At 54.1% G+C, this 17,554-nt stretch carries 16 protein-coding genes; 5 read left to right on the forward strand and 11 right to left on the reverse strand.

Features of this window, described 5'->3' with window-relative positions:
- Nucleotides 1-63 precede the first annotated feature (63 nt).
- Both ACZ5AL_RS06560 and ACZ5AL_RS06565 read right to left on the reverse strand, forming a co-directional pair.
- On the reverse strand, nt 64-2,136 hold the full coding sequence (locus ACZ5AL_RS06560; RefSeq protein WP_464512993.1) for a T9SS type A sorting domain-containing protein: 2,073 nt from the start codon (nt 2,134-2,136) through the stop codon (nt 64-66).
- Nucleotides 2,137-2,259: 123 nt separating this feature from the next.
- Nucleotides 2,260-3,603, reverse strand: a complete 1,344-nt coding sequence (locus ACZ5AL_RS06565) for a T9SS type A sorting domain-containing protein (RefSeq protein ID WP_464512994.1) — start codon at nt 3,601-3,603, stop codon at nt 2,260-2,262.
- 567 nt (nt 3,604-4,170) lie between these two features.
- On the opposite strand from ACZ5AL_RS06565, the gene ACZ5AL_RS06570 reads away from it, so the two are divergent.
- Entirely contained in the window at nt 4,171-5,433 is a 1,263-nt protein-coding gene (locus tag ACZ5AL_RS06570) for a putative sugar nucleotidyl transferase (protein WP_464512996.1), read from the forward strand.
- On the opposite strand, the gene ACZ5AL_RS06575 is transcribed toward ACZ5AL_RS06570, so the two are convergent.
- Both ACZ5AL_RS06575 and ACZ5AL_RS06580 read right to left on the reverse strand, forming a co-directional pair.
- Nucleotides 5,390-5,905: a metallophosphoesterase family protein gene (locus ACZ5AL_RS06575; protein ID WP_464512997.1), complete on the reverse strand. Its 516-nt coding sequence runs from the start codon at nt 5,903-5,905 to the stop codon at nt 5,390-5,392. The genes ACZ5AL_RS06570 and ACZ5AL_RS06575 overlap by 44 nt on opposite strands.
- 103 nt (nt 5,906-6,008) lie before the next feature.
- The gene (locus ACZ5AL_RS06580) at nt 6,009-6,689 is read right to left on the reverse strand and encodes a metal-dependent hydrolase (RefSeq protein ID WP_464512998.1); all 681 of its coding nucleotides are present in this window, start codon (nt 6,687-6,689) and stop codon (nt 6,009-6,011) included.
- Nucleotides 6,690-6,919: 230 nt separating this feature from the next.
- Between ACZ5AL_RS06580 and ACZ5AL_RS06585 the strand changes: the two genes are divergently transcribed.
- Nucleotides 6,920-8,188 carry a DUF4236 domain-containing protein gene (locus ACZ5AL_RS06585; RefSeq protein ID WP_464513000.1) on the forward strand — a complete coding sequence of 423 codons (1,269 nt, stop codon included), beginning with the start codon at nt 6,920-6,922 and terminating at the stop codon, nt 8,186-8,188.
- 123 nt (nt 8,189-8,311) lie between these two features.
- Nucleotides 8,312-8,761, forward strand: coding sequence for a CBS domain-containing protein (locus tag ACZ5AL_RS06590; protein ID WP_464513001.1), 450 nt, complete (start codon nt 8,312-8,314; stop codon nt 8,759-8,761).
- A 174-nt stretch (nt 8,762-8,935) separates the two neighbouring features.
- Here the strand turns inward: ACZ5AL_RS06590 and ACZ5AL_RS06595 are convergent, their stop codons facing one another.
- The 5 genes from ACZ5AL_RS06595 to pheA form a co-directional block, all read right to left on the reverse strand.
- Entirely contained in the window at nt 8,936-9,739 is an 804-nt protein-coding gene (locus tag ACZ5AL_RS06595; protein WP_464513002.1) for a S1/P1 nuclease, read from the reverse strand.
- A gap of 146 nt (nt 9,740-9,885) precedes the next feature.
- A complete protein-coding gene (locus ACZ5AL_RS06600) occupies nt 9,886-10,848 on the reverse strand; it encodes a DUF4097 family beta strand repeat-containing protein (protein ID WP_464513004.1) in 963 nt (320 codons plus the stop codon).
- A 36-nt stretch (nt 10,849-10,884) separates the two neighbouring features.
- Nucleotides 10,885-11,811, reverse strand: a complete 927-nt coding sequence (locus tag ACZ5AL_RS06605; RefSeq protein ID WP_464513005.1) for a cell division protein FtsX — start codon at nt 11,809-11,811, stop codon at nt 10,885-10,887.
- A 66-nt stretch (nt 11,812-11,877) separates the two neighbouring features.
- Nucleotides 11,878-13,521: a Na/Pi cotransporter family protein gene (locus ACZ5AL_RS06610; RefSeq protein WP_464513006.1), complete on the reverse strand. Its 1,644-nt coding sequence runs from the start codon at nt 13,519-13,521 to the stop codon at nt 11,878-11,880.
- Nucleotides 13,522-13,558: 37 nt separating this feature from the next.
- Nucleotides 13,559-14,395, reverse strand: coding sequence for a prephenate dehydratase (gene pheA, locus ACZ5AL_RS06615; RefSeq protein ID WP_464513008.1), 837 nt, complete (start codon nt 14,393-14,395; stop codon nt 13,559-13,561).
- 211 nt (nt 14,396-14,606) lie between these two features.
- On the opposite strand from pheA, the gene ACZ5AL_RS06620 reads away from it, so the two are divergent.
- A complete protein-coding gene (locus ACZ5AL_RS06620; RefSeq protein ID WP_464513009.1) occupies nt 14,607-15,161 on the forward strand; it encodes a cupin domain-containing protein in 555 nt (184 codons plus the stop codon).
- Between the two features lie 232 nt (nt 15,162-15,393).
- Here ACZ5AL_RS06620 and ACZ5AL_RS06625 read toward each other — a convergent pair whose 3' ends face one another.
- Nucleotides 15,394-15,771, reverse strand: a complete 378-nt coding sequence (locus tag ACZ5AL_RS06625) for a YraN family protein (protein WP_464513010.1) — start codon at nt 15,769-15,771, stop codon at nt 15,394-15,396.
- Nucleotides 15,772-15,775: 4 nt separating this feature from the next.
- Nucleotides 15,776-16,429, reverse strand: a complete 654-nt coding sequence (locus tag ACZ5AL_RS06630) for a GbsR/MarR family transcriptional regulator (protein ID WP_464513012.1) — start codon at nt 16,427-16,429, stop codon at nt 15,776-15,778.
- Nucleotides 16,430-16,633: 204 nt separating this feature from the next.
- On the opposite strand from ACZ5AL_RS06630, the gene ACZ5AL_RS06635 reads away from it, so the two are divergent.
- Nucleotides 16,634-17,476, forward strand: a complete 843-nt coding sequence (locus ACZ5AL_RS06635; RefSeq protein ID WP_464513013.1) for an SAM hydrolase/SAM-dependent halogenase family protein — start codon at nt 16,634-16,636, stop codon at nt 17,474-17,476.
- The last annotated feature ends 78 nt before the right edge of the window (nt 17,477-17,554 follow it).

Genomic DNA, 17,554 nt, shown 5'->3' on the forward strand with positions numbered 1-17,554 from the left:
CAAACCAGAATGCAAATAGCGGGGCGTCGTATGAATCGCTGTAGGGAGACCAGGTGTGGTTGGTTATCGCACGACTGTCATCCGCTGGGTCTCTTGTATAGAGGCTCCTTCAATGCGCACAAAGTATGTGCCGCTTGCCATGGATTGGCCATCCAGGGTAAGTTCGTGGATTTGGCCGGGGGAGGGGGTGCCGTCATAAAGTGTCTTGACACGCTGGCCGAGTACGTTGTAGACGGACACTGTAACCGGCTCAGTATCTTGTACAGCAAACCGAATGGTGCTCTGGGTACGCACCGGGTTGGGAGCTACCGGGTCCAGAACCACTGGATCTGTCAATCCAACTTCCACGGTACGGATTTCGGTAAGCTCCGAGGTCCCGTCGAAGTCGATTTGCTTGAGGCGGAACTGGTGCGTTCCGGGCTCCAGATTATCCACGGTGAACGAGTAGTGTCGTGGAGCGTCGGTCGTGCCGTATCCTTCGACAAAGTCGAGAGCTTGGAAGTCGCTGTTACCGGCTGCGTGTTGCACTTCAAATCCAGCATTGTCGGTTTCGGAAGCCGTTTTCCAGCGCAGTTGAGCGGTGGTGCCATCGAGGGCTGCCGTGAAGGAAGTTAGCTCGACGGGGAGAGGGAAATCAGGTGGATCTTCAGAGACAGCAATACGGTCAAAAATCAGGTCTTGCTCGTCGCCAACGACCCCATTAGCGATACCGAGTGTGGTGATAGAAGCAGGAGCAGAGCCGCTCAGATTACCCGATGCAATAGCAGATCGATCAAGCGTGTTCAGGTTCTGGACCTGCACGTCAAAGCTGCCTAACTCTGGGCGTACTTCAACCGTAAGCTCATATACAGCGTCTTCGTCGACAGTAAGTGCATCGCCATTGCCATCGGTGAGGGCTTGAAACCCTGCGTTACCATCCACGCCCCACTCACCACTTCCGTCGATACCGACAAAGAGCCGCTGCCCGTCGAATACATCATCTAAGTCATTTACAGCCGTTCCACTGAGTACGATACCAGCAGTTTGTCCTGCGTTGGTGTCAAGATCAAACTGCACACGCATGCGGATTCGTTGGCGGGTAGAGCCTTGCAGCGGCGTTTCCAACGATCGGGCTAACGCTGCTCCGGGAGGTGTTTCGCTTGCAAACAGTCCAAAGCTTTGGTCGGCTTTCAGAGCCCGAGATGCATCCGTCAAGAACGTATTATCGGGAGCATCGGTGCTTTGGTTGCTATCAAAAGGAACGGGTGTAAATGAGGCGTCGAAGCCAAGCCCGTTATTTGTGTCAGTGAAGCTATCGGTATAGGTTTCTGCTTCGTCAGCTGCGCGTAGCAGACGGAGCGGGTCAACCGGATCCTCAATAACTTGTATGTCATCGAAGATAAGGTCGCGAAAGAAATCAACAACACCATTTCCTGCACCAATTGTTGAAACGGGAGCACCTTCATTTCCGGTTAATGTGCCGGATTCAACAACCGAAGCAGCGTCTGTGGTTTGGTTGATAATCTGCACATCAAAGCGTCCTTGCTCGGGCTGTACATCAATGCGTACTTCGTATATGTCGCCGGCGTTATCACCGTCGCCTTCATTGATGGAGAAGGTCGTGTCGTCTGTGCCACTACGAATAGGTTCAAACCCATCGCCCTCGTCAAACCCCCAGTTACCACTTCCATTGCTTCCGATAAATAGCTGTTGTCCGTCGGATACGTCGCTTTGTGCACTGGCAGGCTGTTCGCTAAGATAGAATCCAGCTGTTTGCCCCCCGTCCACATCAAGGTCAAAGCGTGTCAGAAAGCGAATCCGGTACGTTTGGTCACCATCGAGAGGGGTGCTTAGTGAACGCGAGATAGCTGCACCGGTACCTTCATCATTTGCAAACAAACCAAAGCTTTGGGTGCCGTCAACTTCTCGTCCGCTGTCTTCCAAAAACGCCTCTCCTTGATCATCTGCTCCAAAGTTAGTAGCGATAAACGAACCATCAAATCCCACCCCCTGATTTTCGTTGAGATACGTGTCGCCGCTATAGTTATCCGCGTTGTCTTCAGCCAGCACGTTCTGTGCAGTGGTCGGAGCAGCAAGCAGGGCACAGATGAAAAAAACGCTTCCAAGAGCTGATGTAAGTCGCGTAACCATGTCCATGATGATCTATGTAGATGCAATGATCGGAGACGAAATACAGACGCCCCCCTGTATCCATTCTGGGGTGCTTCCAGAGAAGGTGCACAGGGAGGCGTTGCATTGCTGCCATCACACAACGGTAGATTACCGCACAACCGTCATGCTACGTGTTTGCGGAGAGCCAATGCCTTCGGTTCGAATAAAGTACGTACCGCTGGGCAAGTTGCCTACATCGATGTCCACCGTTTGCGTTTGGTGGGCGGAAGGCGTTCCGTCGTACAGGGTTTGGATGCGTTGTCCCAACGTATTGTACAGACTGATCGTTACAGGGCGAGCCTCCTGGACTGCAAACTCCAGCGTGCCCTGACTGCGTACCGGATTTGGAGCGACTGAATGGAGCACAATGGGCGCCTCGGCACTTACTTCAACAGTTTGTGCTTCTTTCAACTCCGAGGTCCCGTCGAAGTCGATTTGCTTGAGGCGGAACTGGTGCGTTCCGGGCTCCAGATTATCCACGGTGAACGAGTAGTGTCGTGGAGCGTCGGTCGTGCCGTACCCTTCGACAAAGTCGAGAGCTTCGAAGTCGCTATTGCCGGCGGAGTGCTGCACTTCAAAACCGGCATTGTCGGTTTCGGAAGCCGTTTCCCAGCGCAGTTGAGCGGTGGTGCCATCAAGGGCGGCTGTGAAGGAGGTTAGCTCGACGGGGAGGGGGTTCGGACTTGTATGTTGGTCGCCCGTTATCTGTGTGAAATCTGGATCTTCTCCCAAGTTATTTCCACCTTGTCCAGCGATCTCGGGGAGCGTATTCGCAGAAATAAAGTCAGCAGCTCCGTACAGTGCAAAAAATCGGAACTCGTCTCCGGGCGTTGCTCCAATAGCATCAAGTGGAATCGCCATCTCCCATCCTTCGACGCCGGTGTGACTTGACAGGTCGCCGGTATCATTGTACGCGATAGTGGTTCCGTCGTATGGACCAGTATCAACGGTTTCTGCTGCACCATCGTCAGACACTCCGGCCAAAAACGTGTCGTTGGCATCTCCTGAATCCCAAGACACGTAATCTGCGATACTTACAAAAGCGTCATCACCAGATGCTGTGAGACGAATACCGTAGTCCGTTTCAAAATCATTCGTCGGCTGAAACTCCGAAAATGGCGAAAATTCATCGTCTCCGGCCGGAAGTTGGGTGCCTGAAGATACACCGTCTTGGCTATCTACGTCAATGAAAAGAAAAAAGTGATTCCCGTTGCTTTCTGCTTCTCCTACGATAAACACGTATAGATATTCATCGTCTCGCTCGGCCCACAACTCCAGCATGCCGTGGTCACCAAAACCGGTATCTCCTTCTGTCCATTCGGCTAGCTGTTCATATTCGTTCGTATCAATAGTTCCGTTGATCGTCGGTTGTTGCCCCTGCACCGTTAAGGGCAACACTCCAATGAGCAATACTGCGAATAACGTAATACTAATCCGTCTCAAGTGCTTCATGGCGTTAAGTATGTATGCTGTTAAGTAGATCGCAAAAGTCTTCAGACGCTTTTTATGTGATGTAAGCGCTTACATCACTTATCATATAAAATGCAAGCGACAAATGCAAGGTTTAGTAAAATTGTGTCGAAAGAGCGTTTCTTTGGGAGGTTTTTGTGAGGAGGCACTACTGCTGTGTCACAGATCAATGTTTGGGTAACACATGTGCTCCCTGACGTACCGAGAAAACCGCACACTCCTGTCATTGCGAGCGGAGCGAAGCGCCCCGACCGCAGGGAGGAAGTGCCCCTGGGGTGCAATCTCATTGCTGCCAGACCGGATGCAGCCGCCCAATCAACGGCATAAGATCGCACCCCAAGAGTACTCGTTCGCTGCGCTCACAGCGCCGCGTCAGTCGCAGGGATCGCTCCTCGCGATGACAATTTCGGACCTTAACTTTCAGGTGTGACACGGCGCTACCATGTCTCCTTCAACAAACTCCAACGTGAGCACCGAGTTGGCCGTACGTAAGTTGCCTGCTCTACAAATCGCTATCCCGTTCTCGTTCTACCAACCATTACTTAACATATGACGCTCTGCCTTTTTGAAGATGACGCTGCGGCTCATCTTGCGCCACTTACACACACACGGGCCCTGTTTGAAATTCGCTGTGGCATGCATTCGCTTGGTCGGATGCTTCAGCGCACATTTGAACATAATCAACTTGCGCTACACACGCGGAGCGCTGTTGCTGAAGTCGTTGCCGAGCGCATTCCTGATGCATCAGTTAATCAATTGCCACACGGAGAGGGCGTGCTATTTCTGCATGGGGGGCTGCTCCCGCAAACAGAGTGGATTGCCGCTGTGCGTGAGGCTACAACGACTAACGAGCCCCGTGTATTCACCGCCCACGATACCATTGTTGCTGTTTGGTGGCCCAATCCGGATACGCTTCCAGCCGATCTCCTGCAAGGCGATACTCTATTCGCCGAGGCGTTTAGCAGTGCGCCTGTCACTGATCTTGGATCGGTACCGCACGTGCATCGGCTCTGGCATTTGATGGATGCTCTGCGCGGTCGATTGCAGGCAGAGGTGCGTACCGCTATTGGAGCGAGTGCTCCATCTCCCCCTACGGGCGTACATGAGCACGCCATACTTGACCACGTAGACGATATTTATATCGCCCCTGATGCTGAGGTGCGTGCCGGGGCTATTCTCAATGCCAGCGAGGGGCCCATCTACATTGCCAGCGGAGCGGCTGTATTGGAACAGGCGGTTGTGCGGGGGCCCGTGTACATCGGACCGCAATCACAAATCAAGCGTGGTGCCGATGTGGAGGGCTCCTCCTTTGGCACGTACAGCAAAATAGGGGGGGAAGTGCACGATTGCATCGTACAGGGGTACTCCAATAAGGGGCATGCGGGCTTTCTTGGACACAGCATTCTGGGGGCGTGGTGCAACCTGGGCGCCGACACTAACACGTCCAATCTCAAGAACGATTATGGCACGGTAAGCCTGTACGACTCTGCCGCTGAGTCATTCACCGACACGGGACGGCAGTTTATGGGTCTCGTGATGGGTGATCACTCCAAGTGCGGCATCAACACAATGTTCAATACAGGAACGGTGCTGGGCACGTGCTGCAACGTCTACGATAGCGGATTTCCCCCGCGTTATCTACCAAGCTTTTCGTGGGGCAGCCCGCAGCGCGGCTTTGTTGCGTATCGGCTGGAGAAGGCGCTTGAGGTGGCCGAACGGGTAATGGCTCGGCGAGATCAACCGTTTACCGAAGCGCAGCGCACACTCTTCACACGTCTGTTTGCGGCGACTCAGGAGCATCGAGATGAATAACATCGGCTCCGGTAGCCTGGCCGTCTTCGATAGTGAGGCGTACACAAGTTTTCTTTTGATGGAAGCCGTATCGTCCGGCAGCGCCTGGATTGACAAATAGCATATTATTGAACTCAGGCACCCGTTCGATGCGTAAGATGTGACTGTGTCCACAAATGAACAGGTCGGGAGGGTCACCCGCAAGGCGGGTATCCATGTTTTGCTGCCAGCGACCGGGGCGCCCGGCGATGTGTGTGATCCACACCGATACGCCCCCCACCTCAAAGCGTTCGTGCTCGGGCAGACGGCGGCGTGTGTCGGCGTCATCGATATTGCCAAAGACGGCACGCACGGGAGCCACCGTTTTTAGTCCATCAAGAATAGCGAGGTCGCCAATGTCGCCTGCGTGGACGATCATATCCACTCCGTCAAAAACATCCGTCAGGTCGGGGTGAAAAAAACCGTGCGTATCTGCAACAATACCGAGTTCCATAAGCGCAATGAAAGCAAGTCTAATCTACATACGAATCTACATACGAACAGGGACGCAGCCATTATGCTGCGTCCCTTATAGGCCATGCTACGTGTTTGATTGATTAAAGGCCAACCGTATCATCGAAGTCTACCACAAGTGTTTCGAAGCCGGCTTGTTCGGCGGCATCGGTAAACTCAGATAGATCGGTTTCGATGAAGGGGAAGGTATCGTAGTGGATGGGCATGATGGTGTCGGGGTTCACCATGGCGGCAGCGCGCAATGCACCGGGTATCCCCATAGTTACGACATCGCCAACCGGGGCAATCATCAGATCCACGTCGTAGTCTTGTCCGATCCACTGCATCTCCATGAAGGGAGCGGTATCTCCGGTGTAGTATACGGTCATTTCCCCGAAGTCAACGACAAACCCGATAGGTACGCCTCCGTAGCTACCGTCAGGAAAAGACGCCGTGTGCCGGGCATGCACTGCTTCTACGTGTCCCCAGGGAAAGTCAAGTTGTCCGCCTTCGTTGAGCGGGTGCACGGTTTCGTGTCCGAACTGTTCTTGCACATGGGTAATGACCTCGAAGGTGCCAATGACAAGTGGGTCGCCCTGCGCAACCAGCGCCTCCGTATCGGCAAAGTGGTCGGCATGGGGATGAGACACCAGAATTACGTCTGGGTCAAGCTCGTCGGGCGTCGTATCGGTGTGCGGATTGCCTTCGAGAAACGGATCAAATAGTACCGTGCGCGTGCCGGTGTCGATTTGAAAGGTTGCGTGGCCGAAATAAGTTAGTTCCATAGCGTTACAAATGTTTATCATCAAAAGGGATGAACCAACGGTGTGTGTCCGCTGCCTCCAACGAAGATACGGAGCGCTACGGTTCGGTCTACAACCCCGTCTATATGCCACAATAATGTAACGGGGCGCGCGACACTCCGATCAGATATGGAGCGATTGTACAAATCATGAGTTGGGGATGGACAAGGACAACATGCGTTTTCTATCCTGTCTTTTTATTTCATGTAGGTATGCCGTTCTACCTCCGCAAGTACTTTAGCGCCGGTCCGCTTCGTATCAACCTATCGAAAGGAGGAGTCGGCCTTTCGGCAGGGGTAACGGGGGCGCGTGTTGGTATCAATCGTAAGGGGGCGTATGTGCATGGTGGGCGCCATGGGCTGTACTATCGCAAGCATTTGCGCGATTCAAACGGACGGGCCCGCTCGCGCAAGGGCAGTTCTGCGGGCTCAACGGAGGACGGTCCTGTCGATCTCTTCAAGGATACGGGAGCGAGCTATCCGGCATTATTTGATCCGACGAAGAGGGAGCCCGAGGCTGTTACGCTTCCAGCGCTTCCGGGCATCGGGGTTCGCATTACAATCACGCTCGTTTTGGGAGGTATTGCTGCTCTTATTATGGGAGCAAACACGGCGGTGGGCGGTGGGCTTGTTATGCTGCTTACGCTGGGCGAAGTCATTCGCTTTAGTATCAGTCGAACCCAAAAGAACAACGCCGCCGAGTCGTATCTGGATACTGTAGAAACCGCGCTTCTTGAGGACGGGAATCCAGAACCTCTTCTTAGCGGTCCTGAGACGTCAATGAGTGCAAAGCAAAGGGCGTGGCTGGATCCGCAGTGTTACTCGCTGTTGGTTGGAGCTTGGCTTGATGGGGATAGCATGGTGGAGGCCGCGGATGTAGAGGCGTTCGAGGCGTCGGCTCAGATTGCAAGCGACACCAAGCACCTTATCAAGAAAAAGCTTTTTGCTTCGGTGGTTGATTCGCTTGTTGAAGACGGTGTGCTGACTGAGGAAGAAGAGGAAGGACTTCAACAGATCGCTAGCCAACTCGATCTTCAGCCGTCGGATGTGCCTGCCGAGCATGCTGTGTTAGAGGCACTGCGCGCCGAACGCGAGGTGCACAACAAGTCGTTAACGCCTATGGATGTGGATGTGCGCCTTAAACGAAATGAGGAGTGCTACTACACGAGCCAGGGCCGCTTTTTGGTAGAGCGCGTTCAGGAGCGGTTTCAGCGTAACAAGGTTAAATACACAGTCCGGGGGCTAGAGGTCGATATGGAGGGGCCGCTTTATCTAACTGAGCGGCGTATTTTTATCTTGGGCGACGGGATGCGCGAGTATCGACTGCACCGTGTGATGAAAGAAGAACTGTCTCTCGAAGACAACACGCTCCGTCTCACGCTAGATGGACGCGTAAGTCCGCTCATTTTAAGCACGCCCCAGACTCATGTGTTGGCGGCGTACGTAACAAAGGTACTCAAAGAGCATCACGGTGGCGTTTAAGCGCCACTGTTTTCTTCACACCCATCCCCGAAACTTTACACAAACCCCACACATTACACGTGTGTGTTCACTGCTTGTTCATAAAATTAGATCGCACCGCTATGCGATCTGGAGGAGGGACGTATGGAGACATTTCCTGTATCACACTTGCTCAAGCAAAAGGGATATGACGTCATTACGATTGGTCCCACTGCAACGGTGTTCGAGGCCATTCGCACGATGGTGGACCATAACGTGGGGTCCATTCTGGTGATGGAAGAGGACGCCATCGTAGGTATTTTCACAGAGCGCGACTACCTACGTCGCATCGCGCTGGAAGGGCGTACGTCAAGCACAACCAAGGTGCATGAGGTAATGACCACTGAAGTGCGTACAGTGCGTCCTAATCGTACGATTGGTGAGTGCCTCTCGCTCATGACAAAGCACAAATGTCGCCATCTGCCGGTATGCACACGGGAGGGAGAGCTTCAAGGCATCGTTTCGATTGGAGACTGCGTAAAGCATATCTCAACGCAAGCAAAGGAGGAGGTGGAAACCCTCAAGTCGTATATTGCAGGCGGGTACCCAGCCTAACACTGCATAAACGTCAAGAACATGTTCTGCGTTTGGTTGGGGCAATGCGTCTGTTTCGGTTCTCACAAAGAATCGGCTCGCTATAAGCCGGAGACGGGTTGATCTGTCTCCGGCTTATGCGCTGTGATATCAGTCCAAGTAGTCGAGGCACAAATGAAGAGGCCAAAACAACCCTTAGCTGTCGTCGTCCATGTGGGGTGGTGTGCCATCAGGGTCGAAGATGTCGTTAAGCACTCCTGCTAAACGTACTCCTGCTTGCAGCAATCGCTGTTCAACAAGGGCAAGATGTTCATTTCGGTAGCTCCACCCAATGGCGTGATCAGGCGGCAACTCGTACCCTTGCGCCCGATAGTGTGCCGACTCGCGTGCCCACACGCGAACGGTAGCTTTTTGCCACGTTTCTATTTGTTCAGGCGTTGGGTGGTTAATCGCGTTAGCAAGCTGATCGTACTCTAGCCCCAGCGATTCGATCATGTCGGTATCCCACACTCGATGCAGGTTGGATTCGCGTCCCATCCATTCGACCTCTACGTCATTGCCGCCGCGGTCTGTACCATCGCCCACATGCATGGGCTGATGAATATCGCCTACCATGTGGATGACCATACGCAGAGCATCACGCTTTTCGTCTTCATTGAGGTCGCCCGACTTGAGCATGTCGATTTTTCGTTCGAGCGCCTGAATGATGTCGCCATTCGGATTTTTTTCGCTCTCCTCGTACGATTCAAATTCGGGAACAGTTACCCAGTGCCAGTCGGCGGTATGGTTATATTCGGGGGTAGAACGAACCCGGTCCATCCAAACCGTCGATTCGGGGATTGACATATCGCCAAGGACGCGTTCAACTTCGGCACGGGCGTCATCGGTCAGGTGGGTTTTGGCAATTTCACCAGTAACGTAGTGCCCTAAAAAGCCCCAGGCTCCGGTGGTTATGAGCACGGGGAGAATACAGCACAAAGCAAGAAAACGGGTACGCATAGGGACAGGGTGGGGGGAAGGTTGATGAAAAACAGGAATCGACCTTACAAGGTTTTATAGGCTCTTGGATCCTATTTTGATGAGACGTACACACGTTGGTTCTCGGCTGGCCTTCGAGCTTGCAAGATGATTTCTGCAGGGCTAAATTATGTGTCGGAGGACGATTGGTTTAGGGTGTCTGCAGGTTCGTTGATCAGGTCGTCGGGGTCAACAAGGTCGGGCATGGTGGGCGGACTTTCTCGGAGCGTGTCAGCGGATGGGGCTTCATCGTCTTCGGATTTCGTGCGTTGCATCAGTCGAATGTCACCGTGTTCGGTGCGGGCACGGATGGTGGCCTCTCCATCTCCGATGCGACCCTCAAAGTGATATCCGGCTTCGCTCACGCGCAACTCGCGCTCTTCGTACGAAAGTCCATGCGAAAACACGCGCCCTGACGTGGTTTCCACATCTATCTGAGCTGACACATCATGTGGAATACTTATGTGCACGTGTCCGTTTTTTGTGGTTACATCAACCCGTGCATTCGGAGCAAGCGATGCAAAGTCCAGATCAAGCATTCCGTTATCCACTCGAACGCGCACGTTGCCCTGTCCGTTGCGTACGCGTACGCTACCGTGGGTTTGTTCTACATCCAGCGCACCATGCATGCCATCAACATGTACGATGCCGCTGGAGCGCCTCAGTACAAGCGGAGTGCTTTCGGGAAGGGTGCCTTCAATATCGACTCGACTTTGTGCTGGGGTGCCACTGTCAAGTGCGAAGGTATACCGATCTTCTGTGCCGCGTTCTTCAATGGTGAGGCGGTCAAGCACGCGCTGGGCATGCTCGGCATCGCGGCCCCGAGCGGTTTTGGTGAACGCCCAGGATGCGTTATTGGTGTCTTCGGCATGCAAGATGATGGTTCCGCGTAGGCCGTTTAGTTCAAGCGTGCGCTCCAGAGGGGCTACGGTACGCTGCTCCGTAGTTTGCACAGCCTCTCGTCCGAGTTCAAGAGCGCCATCTTCGGTTTCTTCTACCCCAGCAGGTTCCTCACCACATCCGGTAAGCAGAAGGGCTCCTGAAAACAGGGTTACAGCTATTAGCAACACGAGGGAAGGAAGGCAGCGCATGGTTAGAGCCTGGTAGGATGAGAAAGCAAATAGGTCTTAGTGTAATTCTACATGTTTAATGAAGCGTCGCACGGCTAGAAATGACCCCAGCCAGCCGAGCATCATTCCGACTGCAATGGTTCCGCCGACCAGTACCCATTCTAAGTTTGGCCCAAGCCCGCTTAGCTGGGGAAAATAGCTGATAAGGCTACGATACAGTGCCCATAGCCCGGCCCCGGCCAAGGTGCCAGCTAAGAGTCCCTGTAGAGCCCCCTCAACCAGGAACGGACGGCGAATGAACCCGTCGGTGGCTCCTACCAGCTTCATGGTGCGAATCAGGAGGCGCCGGGCGTATATGGTGAGGCGAATGGTATTGCCAACTAAGAACAGTGCGGCAATCACAATGAGCGCTCCCACCCCTAACGCGATGCTTCCAGCCAATTGAATGTTTTGCTGTACGGTATTAAGCAGAGGTTGGTTGAACACTACTTCATCAACATGCTCCCAGTCTTGCATGGTTGTCTGCAACTGCGAGAGGCTGTCGGTATGCACATGAGAGGCCTCCACCTGTAGGCGGACGGAAGCCGGGAGAAAGGGTTCGTCGATGAACGTCTCCGATCCCTCGCCGAACTCCTCCTCAAAGATGGCTTGTGCCTCTTCGCGCGAGATGTACTCGGCGTCGGCGACAGTTGGGTGCGTTCGAATCTGCGAAAAGAGCGCTTCCGCCTCGCTGTCGGTGGCTTCGTCGGCAACAAACACCTCCATTTCGCCAACGCGCTGCTGCAACCACGTAAGCACTTGCTGGGCTTCCAACCCAAGTAGCACCAGCGACCCTAGCAAGAGTAAGGCTACAGCCATCGCTGCGGTAGAGGCCACAGCAGCAAAGCGAGCCCGGCGCAGGTTGGCAAATCCTTCACGAATCGAAAAGAAAAACGACACGGGAGAGACAGTTGGGTTAATAGACAGCCAGTGTGATCGCAACATACGCAATCGTGTACTAAAAATCGACTGCATTCGGCGCATTGCGTAAGAGGTAACGGAGACGCTACGTTACGCCGTATGTGTATCGTTGCGTTCCGAAAAAGCGGTAGCAGCATCCAGTTCGTCAGGGGTTGGCGTGATAGCGAGTAGATGATGCGTAATGCGCCAGGCATGATAGGCAACACGATCGAGCCAGCGCATGTACGCCAGTGTTTGCAGCGCATTGTTGGGAGGAACCCCGCCAGCGGCTACGCGCCGTAGCATGCGTGGACGCTCAGCGCGGCCTCGGCTGGCTAACGAATCGGCCACCGATGCCATCTCTTGTTCGATTTGTGTGGCTGCTCCAGGAGCGCCATTTTGATGGGGCGCGGTCTCGTTCAAGTACTGGCTTGCCGCACGTAGGGCCGGACGGAGTGTATCTTCAAGCGTATCAATTTCGGTACTGGTGGGAATGTCTTCAGGCGGCGGGCTCTCTTGCAGGGCGCGCACCAGTCGCTGCAGGTGGTCGAGCGCATGTAAGGTAGAGACGTGTCCGTTGGACGGGTCGATTTCATCGGCATCTACTTGGGCTAAAAAGCGTCGCGTATCCGCCAATCCGGCTTCAATATCAGTCCAGTCTGTTTCATGTGGAGGAAGCTTGCGGGCGGCGTGCTCCATTGTCGCTGCGGCAATAGACGTCACAGCGCGGCGTGAGGCGACGGTAGCCATAGCTGGTACGGTGGCGACACTATCGTCGAGGTATCGGGTTAGGGGGCGAGTATCGTCTGGAATCAGGCGTTCTACCCAGGCCGCAAAGGGCGTAAGCAGAGGCAAAAAGATAAAAATGCCAAGGAGGTTGAACACAGTGTGAAACGCCGCTAGGATAAGGGCTTCATCGCCCTGGGTAAGTGTCGCAAACCAAGCATCCACCATCCACACAAATAGGGGCAGCAGGGCAAACGCGACAACCCCTGTGCCTAAATTAAATAAAATGTGCGCGAGAGCAGTGCGTTTAGCAGGAACCGAGGCTCCGATACTAATGAGCGCGGCTTTTACCGTTGTGCCCATGTTTTGGCCAATAACCAGTGCTGCAGCCTGGTCGAGCTGGATGGCCCCGCTATACAGGGCAGCCAGTGTCATGGCCACGGCGGCACTGGAAGACTGCAGCAGCACCGTCATGATGGCACCTATCCCTACCAGCAGTGCCCATCCCATCCATGATGGATCGGCCCATGCACTGAGGTCTACCGCTTCGGCAAACCCTGCTGTGCCCGTTTGCATCACGTCGATGCCGACAAAGATGACGCCGAATCCGGCCAGTGCCATTCCGATATGAGCGCCTCGTCCACGCATCAGCAAACGCATCAGAGCACCAATGCCCACCAGTGGCAATGCGATTGTGCCAATAGACAGCTTCAACCCAAAGAGACCGACGAGCCAACCGGTGCTTGTAGAGCCCAAGTTTGCTCCGAGAATAACACCCAACCCTTGCGGAAACGTCATGAGGCCCGCACTCACAAACCCAATGGTTGTTACGGTGGTGGCACTTGACGACTGTATTAGCGCGGTAAGTCCTACTCCCGAAGCTAGAGCACGCGGTGTGGTGTCAGTAAACCGGGCCAGCACATCACGCAGAGCCGATCCAGAGGCCGTTTTGAGGCCGTCTGTCATTAGAATCATGCCTAGCAAGAACAGACCAATACCACCCAGTACGGTGGCTGCAACAGAGAGCATAGGCGGCAAAGCGGATCGTCAATGAGTAGGTCCCGACTTATTCGGGGATTGGGGCTTCGTAATACGAGCCCAAGAGCTTTTGTTCAGTCGTAATTTCCTGGAGATGCGTAAGGGCCCGTCGCACCGACGCGTCGGCATAGCTTCCGGCTATGTCTACGTAAAACAGATATTGACCGGGGCTCCCGAATTGGGGACGACTTTCCATTTTGAGCAAATCCAAGTCGCGCAGTGCAAACACGGCGAGGCTTTTAAACAACGCGCCGGGCACATTATCGCGCAAGCCAAAGACCAGCGAGGTGCGGTTGGCGGTATCTGTAACGTGGGTTTCAGCATCTCCGGCTTCAATGCCAAGAAAACGCGTGTAGTTACCGGCATCATCCTCGATTTCGGTAGCTAACACATGTAGGTCGTAATGGGCCGCCGCTTGCGCACTGGCAATGGCGGCTTGAGAGTCATCATTTGATTGGGCCACCGCCTGGGCAGCACCGGCTGTGTCGTACGCAGGCTCGGCATCGGCATGGGGAAGTGTGGTTTGCAGGTACTGGCGGCACTGCCCCAGCGCTTGCGGGTGGGAGCGAACGGTGCGTATGGTATCGAACGAAGCACCTTTGGGAGCCATCAGACAGTGTCGGATGCGCATGAATTGCCCCCGGCAGATGTGGGCCGCATGTGTGCGCAGATGGTCATAGTTGATGTGCACGCTGCCAAACAGCGAGTTTTCAATGGGGATGACTCCGGCATCTGCTTGTCCTGTGGTTACAGCATGAAAGACCGCTTTAAATTGTTCATAGGGCTGAGGGGTGGACGCTGGGTACAGCTGCAAAACGGCGGCTTCGCTGTACGCTCCTGGTTCTCCTTGAAATGCTACGTTCATGCAAATGGTAAGATTGAAAACAAGTAGTTTAGCAGCCGGCTCTGTGCGAACTGCGTATTCAAAACGTGGAAACCCACCCTTCCAATCAGGCGCGCTCTGAGCAGGTTTCGTGCACTTAATGTCGTTTGTCCTTGCATGTTTGGTGTACACTGTAGATCTTTTGCGTGTCTCCCCACCGACTCGCTGTTCCCTGCCTAGCGCTGTTGGCTTAATGGATCGAATTTATAACCCCCTTGAAAACAACCGCATAGCGTTCGTCACGACGGCTAAAGAGTCAGATGGCGCACTCACCAAGCTTAAGGTCGAGGCGGCGCCTGGTGCTTCCACCTTCCCTCACTACCACACCCGGTTTTCGAAGTCGGTTGAGGTTCTTCGTGGGGTGCTTACTGTAGATCTCGATGGAGCAGCACGCACGTTGCACCGAGGACACATGGCTAGTATTGGGCGAGAAGTACCCCATCAATTGTCTAATACCTCTGATGAACCGGCTGAGTATACAGTAGAGATTCGACCGGGCCATGCCGATTTTGAAACACGGCTCTACATTCTGTATGGCCTGGCTCGCGACGAAGAGCTCGATGAAGCGGGGCATCCTAAGCAACTGATGCACCGTGCTGTACTCACTCGCATGGGCGACACCATACGCACTGACGTATCAAAGCCGATGCAGTGGTTTCTTCGGGGACTCTCCCTGCTTCCAGCTGCGCGCCGTGCCGAGCAGGAGTTGCGCGCTCGCTACGTTCCCGTTCCTTCCGAGTCTTCTTAAGCAACGCCACATGCCGTCACCATGGGCTGGAAGGCGGCTTTGGCGTTCAGCAGGCTCTGATCGATCGAGCGGCCCTGCCCATATTTTGGGGGATATCTTTACTCACTGCGTTCGCCTGTCCCGAACGTGATCCGGGATTTTGCTGCGCTCGTGTCAGACTCCGCTTCGCTCCGCTCAAGATGACAATGCATGAATGGAGCAGTGCATACCCAAAACGGACGTGTGAGGACACTTATGCCCAGAATGCGTCTTGGATATGTTCAATGTTTGGGTCGCCCTCCTGATGGAGCACAATGGAGATCACATCAAAACGTGCATTGGAGCGCTCCATGTGATTTTGGTAGAGGTAGGCTTCCGAGACTTTGATTAAGTGACGTTTTTTCTCGTCAGTCACCGCATCCGCAGGGGCTCCATAATTAAGGCCCGAGCGGGTCTTCACCTCCACAAAAACAAGGTCTCCCGTGGGTTCGGCAGTGGGGTCGTAACAAATCAAGTCTACCTCTGCGCGCTCAAATCGGTAGTTCTGCTCAATGACATGATAGCCCTTATCTTCAAGATAGGCAGCAGCAATCTGCTCGCCGTGGTCTCCAATACGGTTAGAAGATGACATACGACTACGAGGAGTTCGATGAAGGGGGCGAAGAAGGTGTGGATGTGTCAGAGGCCGGGGGGTGAGAAGACGATTCCGATGAAGCGGCCACAAGGCGAGCCATCTCGACCAGTTGGTGCAGCGTTGCTTCATCGCGCGTTTGTACGAGGGGGAGCAGGGCCTCAGACACTGCATCAACCACTCTAATCAGTTCGATAAGGTTGGAGAGGCGCTCATGCAACATGGCTTCCCGAGAGGAAGGCGCCTCCCCGTCTGATCCATCGACCAGGTCGCGGCACGCCTCCACTTTATCCTGCACCGGATGCAGTTCACGACGCTGACGCTCCTGGATGATGCGTGCGGTGATGCGCCACACATCCGTTTCTGCCTCGTAGAAGTCTTTTCGCGAACCCGGTTGACGTGTCTTCGTTATCAAGTTCCACTCGGTAAGCGAGCGCAAGTTCATATTGGCATTGCCACGGCTAATGCTTAGCGCCTCCATGATTTGATCGGTGTTCATGGGACCATCGGCACAGAACAAACGGGCATGGATTTGCGCCATCGTGCGGTTGATTCCCCATTGCGATGCCATCTCTCCCCAAAACGTAACAAAGGCTTGGGTGGCCTCGGCATATGCATCATCGGGCTTGCGCGATGACAAGGGTGAGGAAGAAGACATACAGAATCTGAATACAACTCGTTTAGAACGATTTGGGGATACCATATTCCTGTGTCATTGCTCTCGGGTTCCCCGCGTCCTTACTCTACAGGCATTTGCTTTTGGAATGCATTACACCTTGTCCCTGGACAAGCGATCCCCTATGTTGATGGGGCCTGCGTTACTATCATTGCATTAGTTGTTTTCTGACTCCCACCCTCGTACATGATTACGCTGACTACTGATTTTGGCACCCAAGATGCTTACGTGCCAGCGATGAAAGGGGCGATGCTGTCCATCGCTCCTGATGTTCGACTGGTAGATGTAACCCATGCTATCAGTCCCCAAGATGTCATGGAAGCTGCTTTTGTGCTGCAGGGCGCCTTGCCTTACTTTCCTGATGGCACGGTACATCTGGTTGTAGTGGATCCAGGGGTCGGAAGCGACCGTCGTCCTATTGCATTAAAGCATAAAAACCAGTGGTTTGTTGGCCCCGACAATGGGGTATTTTCGCTGGTTTTGAATCAGCAAGAGCCGGAAGAGATCGTTGAGCTCAATATCCCTGAAATGTGGCGCGTAGATTCGCCAAGTGCGACCTTCCATGGCCGTGATATTTTCGCGCCCGTGGCAGCACACCTGGCACAAGGGGCCGCGCTCACCGATGTGGGGACTCCCATTGACACGCTTACATCGCTGCGATGGGCATTCCCGATGGTCGTAGAGCAAACTGTGGAAGGCTGGGTGGTTCATATCGATCGCTTTGGCAACTGCATCACCAACATCACGCGCAACACTGTGGCCGAGGCGTTTCCCGACCTGGATACGGAACCCCTCTATCGTCCCCAACTCCCCTGTCCCTTGCCCATTAAATGTTACGTGGGCTCAACCATTCTTGACGCCATCTATCCTACCTACGGGTCTGTGGAAGAGGGCGACCCTCTTGTTGCGTTTGGAAGCACGGGCTTTTTGGAGGTAGCCGTGAATGGAGGGGCGGCGTCGGATCTCCTCAACATCCGGAAAAGCGATGCCGTAAAGCTGTTGCCGCCGTCGTTCGATGGACCGACCTAATAGTCTGAACGTCTGGCTGCTCTTCCAGACTCCGCTCGTTTCGCGGGCGGAGTTACGTTCTCATACGTGTCCTACTTT

Source organism: Natronotalea proteinilytica (assembly GCF_055379935.1).

Bases quoted from the DNA above. Each gene is read 5' to 3' on its own strand.
- pheA (WP_464513008.1), bottom strand. From the start codon at position 14,395: ATGAACGTAGCATTTCAAGGAGAACCAGGAGCGTACAGCGAAGCCGCC.
- ACZ5AL_RS06630 (WP_464513012.1), bottom strand. From the start codon at position 16,429: ATGTCTTCTTCCTCACCCTTGTCATCGCGCAAGCCCGATGATGCATAT.
- ACZ5AL_RS06560 (WP_464512993.1), bottom strand. From the start codon at position 2,136: ATGGACATGGTTACGCGACTTACATCAGCTCTTGGAAGCGTTTTTTTC.
- ACZ5AL_RS06575 (WP_464512997.1), bottom strand. From the start codon at position 5,905: ATGGAACTCGGTATTGTTGCAGATACGCACGGTTTTTTTCACCCCGAC.
- ACZ5AL_RS06635 (WP_464513013.1), top strand. From the start codon at position 16,634: ATGATTACGCTGACTACTGATTTTGGCACCCAAGATGCTTACGTGCCA.
- ACZ5AL_RS06595 (WP_464513002.1), bottom strand. From the start codon at position 9,739: ATGCGTACCCGTTTTCTTGCTTTGTGCTGTATTCTCCCCGTGCTCATA.
- ACZ5AL_RS06565 (WP_464512994.1), bottom strand. From the start codon at position 3,603: ATGAAGCACTTGAGACGGATTAGTATTACGTTATTCGCAGTATTGCTC.
- ACZ5AL_RS06590 (WP_464513001.1), top strand. From the start codon at position 8,312: ATGGAGACATTTCCTGTATCACACTTGCTCAAGCAAAAGGGATATGAC.
- ACZ5AL_RS06600 (WP_464513004.1), bottom strand. From the start codon at position 10,848: ATGCGCTGCCTTCCTTCCCTCGTGTTGCTAATAGCTGTAACCCTGTTT.
- ACZ5AL_RS06605 (WP_464513005.1), bottom strand. From the start codon at position 11,811: ATGTTGCGATCACACTGGCTGTCTATTAACCCAACTGTCTCTCCCGTG.
- ACZ5AL_RS06580 (WP_464512998.1), bottom strand. From the start codon at position 6,689: ATGGAACTAACTTATTTCGGCCACGCAACCTTTCAAATCGACACCGGC.
- ACZ5AL_RS06620 (WP_464513009.1), top strand. From the start codon at position 14,607: ATGGATCGAATTTATAACCCCCTTGAAAACAACCGCATAGCGTTCGTC.
- ACZ5AL_RS06570 (WP_464512996.1), top strand. From the start codon at position 4,171: ATGACGCTCTGCCTTTTTGAAGATGACGCTGCGGCTCATCTTGCGCCA.
- ACZ5AL_RS06625 (WP_464513010.1), bottom strand. From the start codon at position 15,771: ATGTCATCTTCTAACCGTATTGGAGACCACGGCGAGCAGATTGCTGCT.
- ACZ5AL_RS06585 (WP_464513000.1), top strand. From the start codon at position 6,920: ATGCCGTTCTACCTCCGCAAGTACTTTAGCGCCGGTCCGCTTCGTATC.
- ACZ5AL_RS06610 (WP_464513006.1), bottom strand. From the start codon at position 13,521: ATGCTCTCTGTTGCAGCCACCGTACTGGGTGGTATTGGTCTGTTCTTG.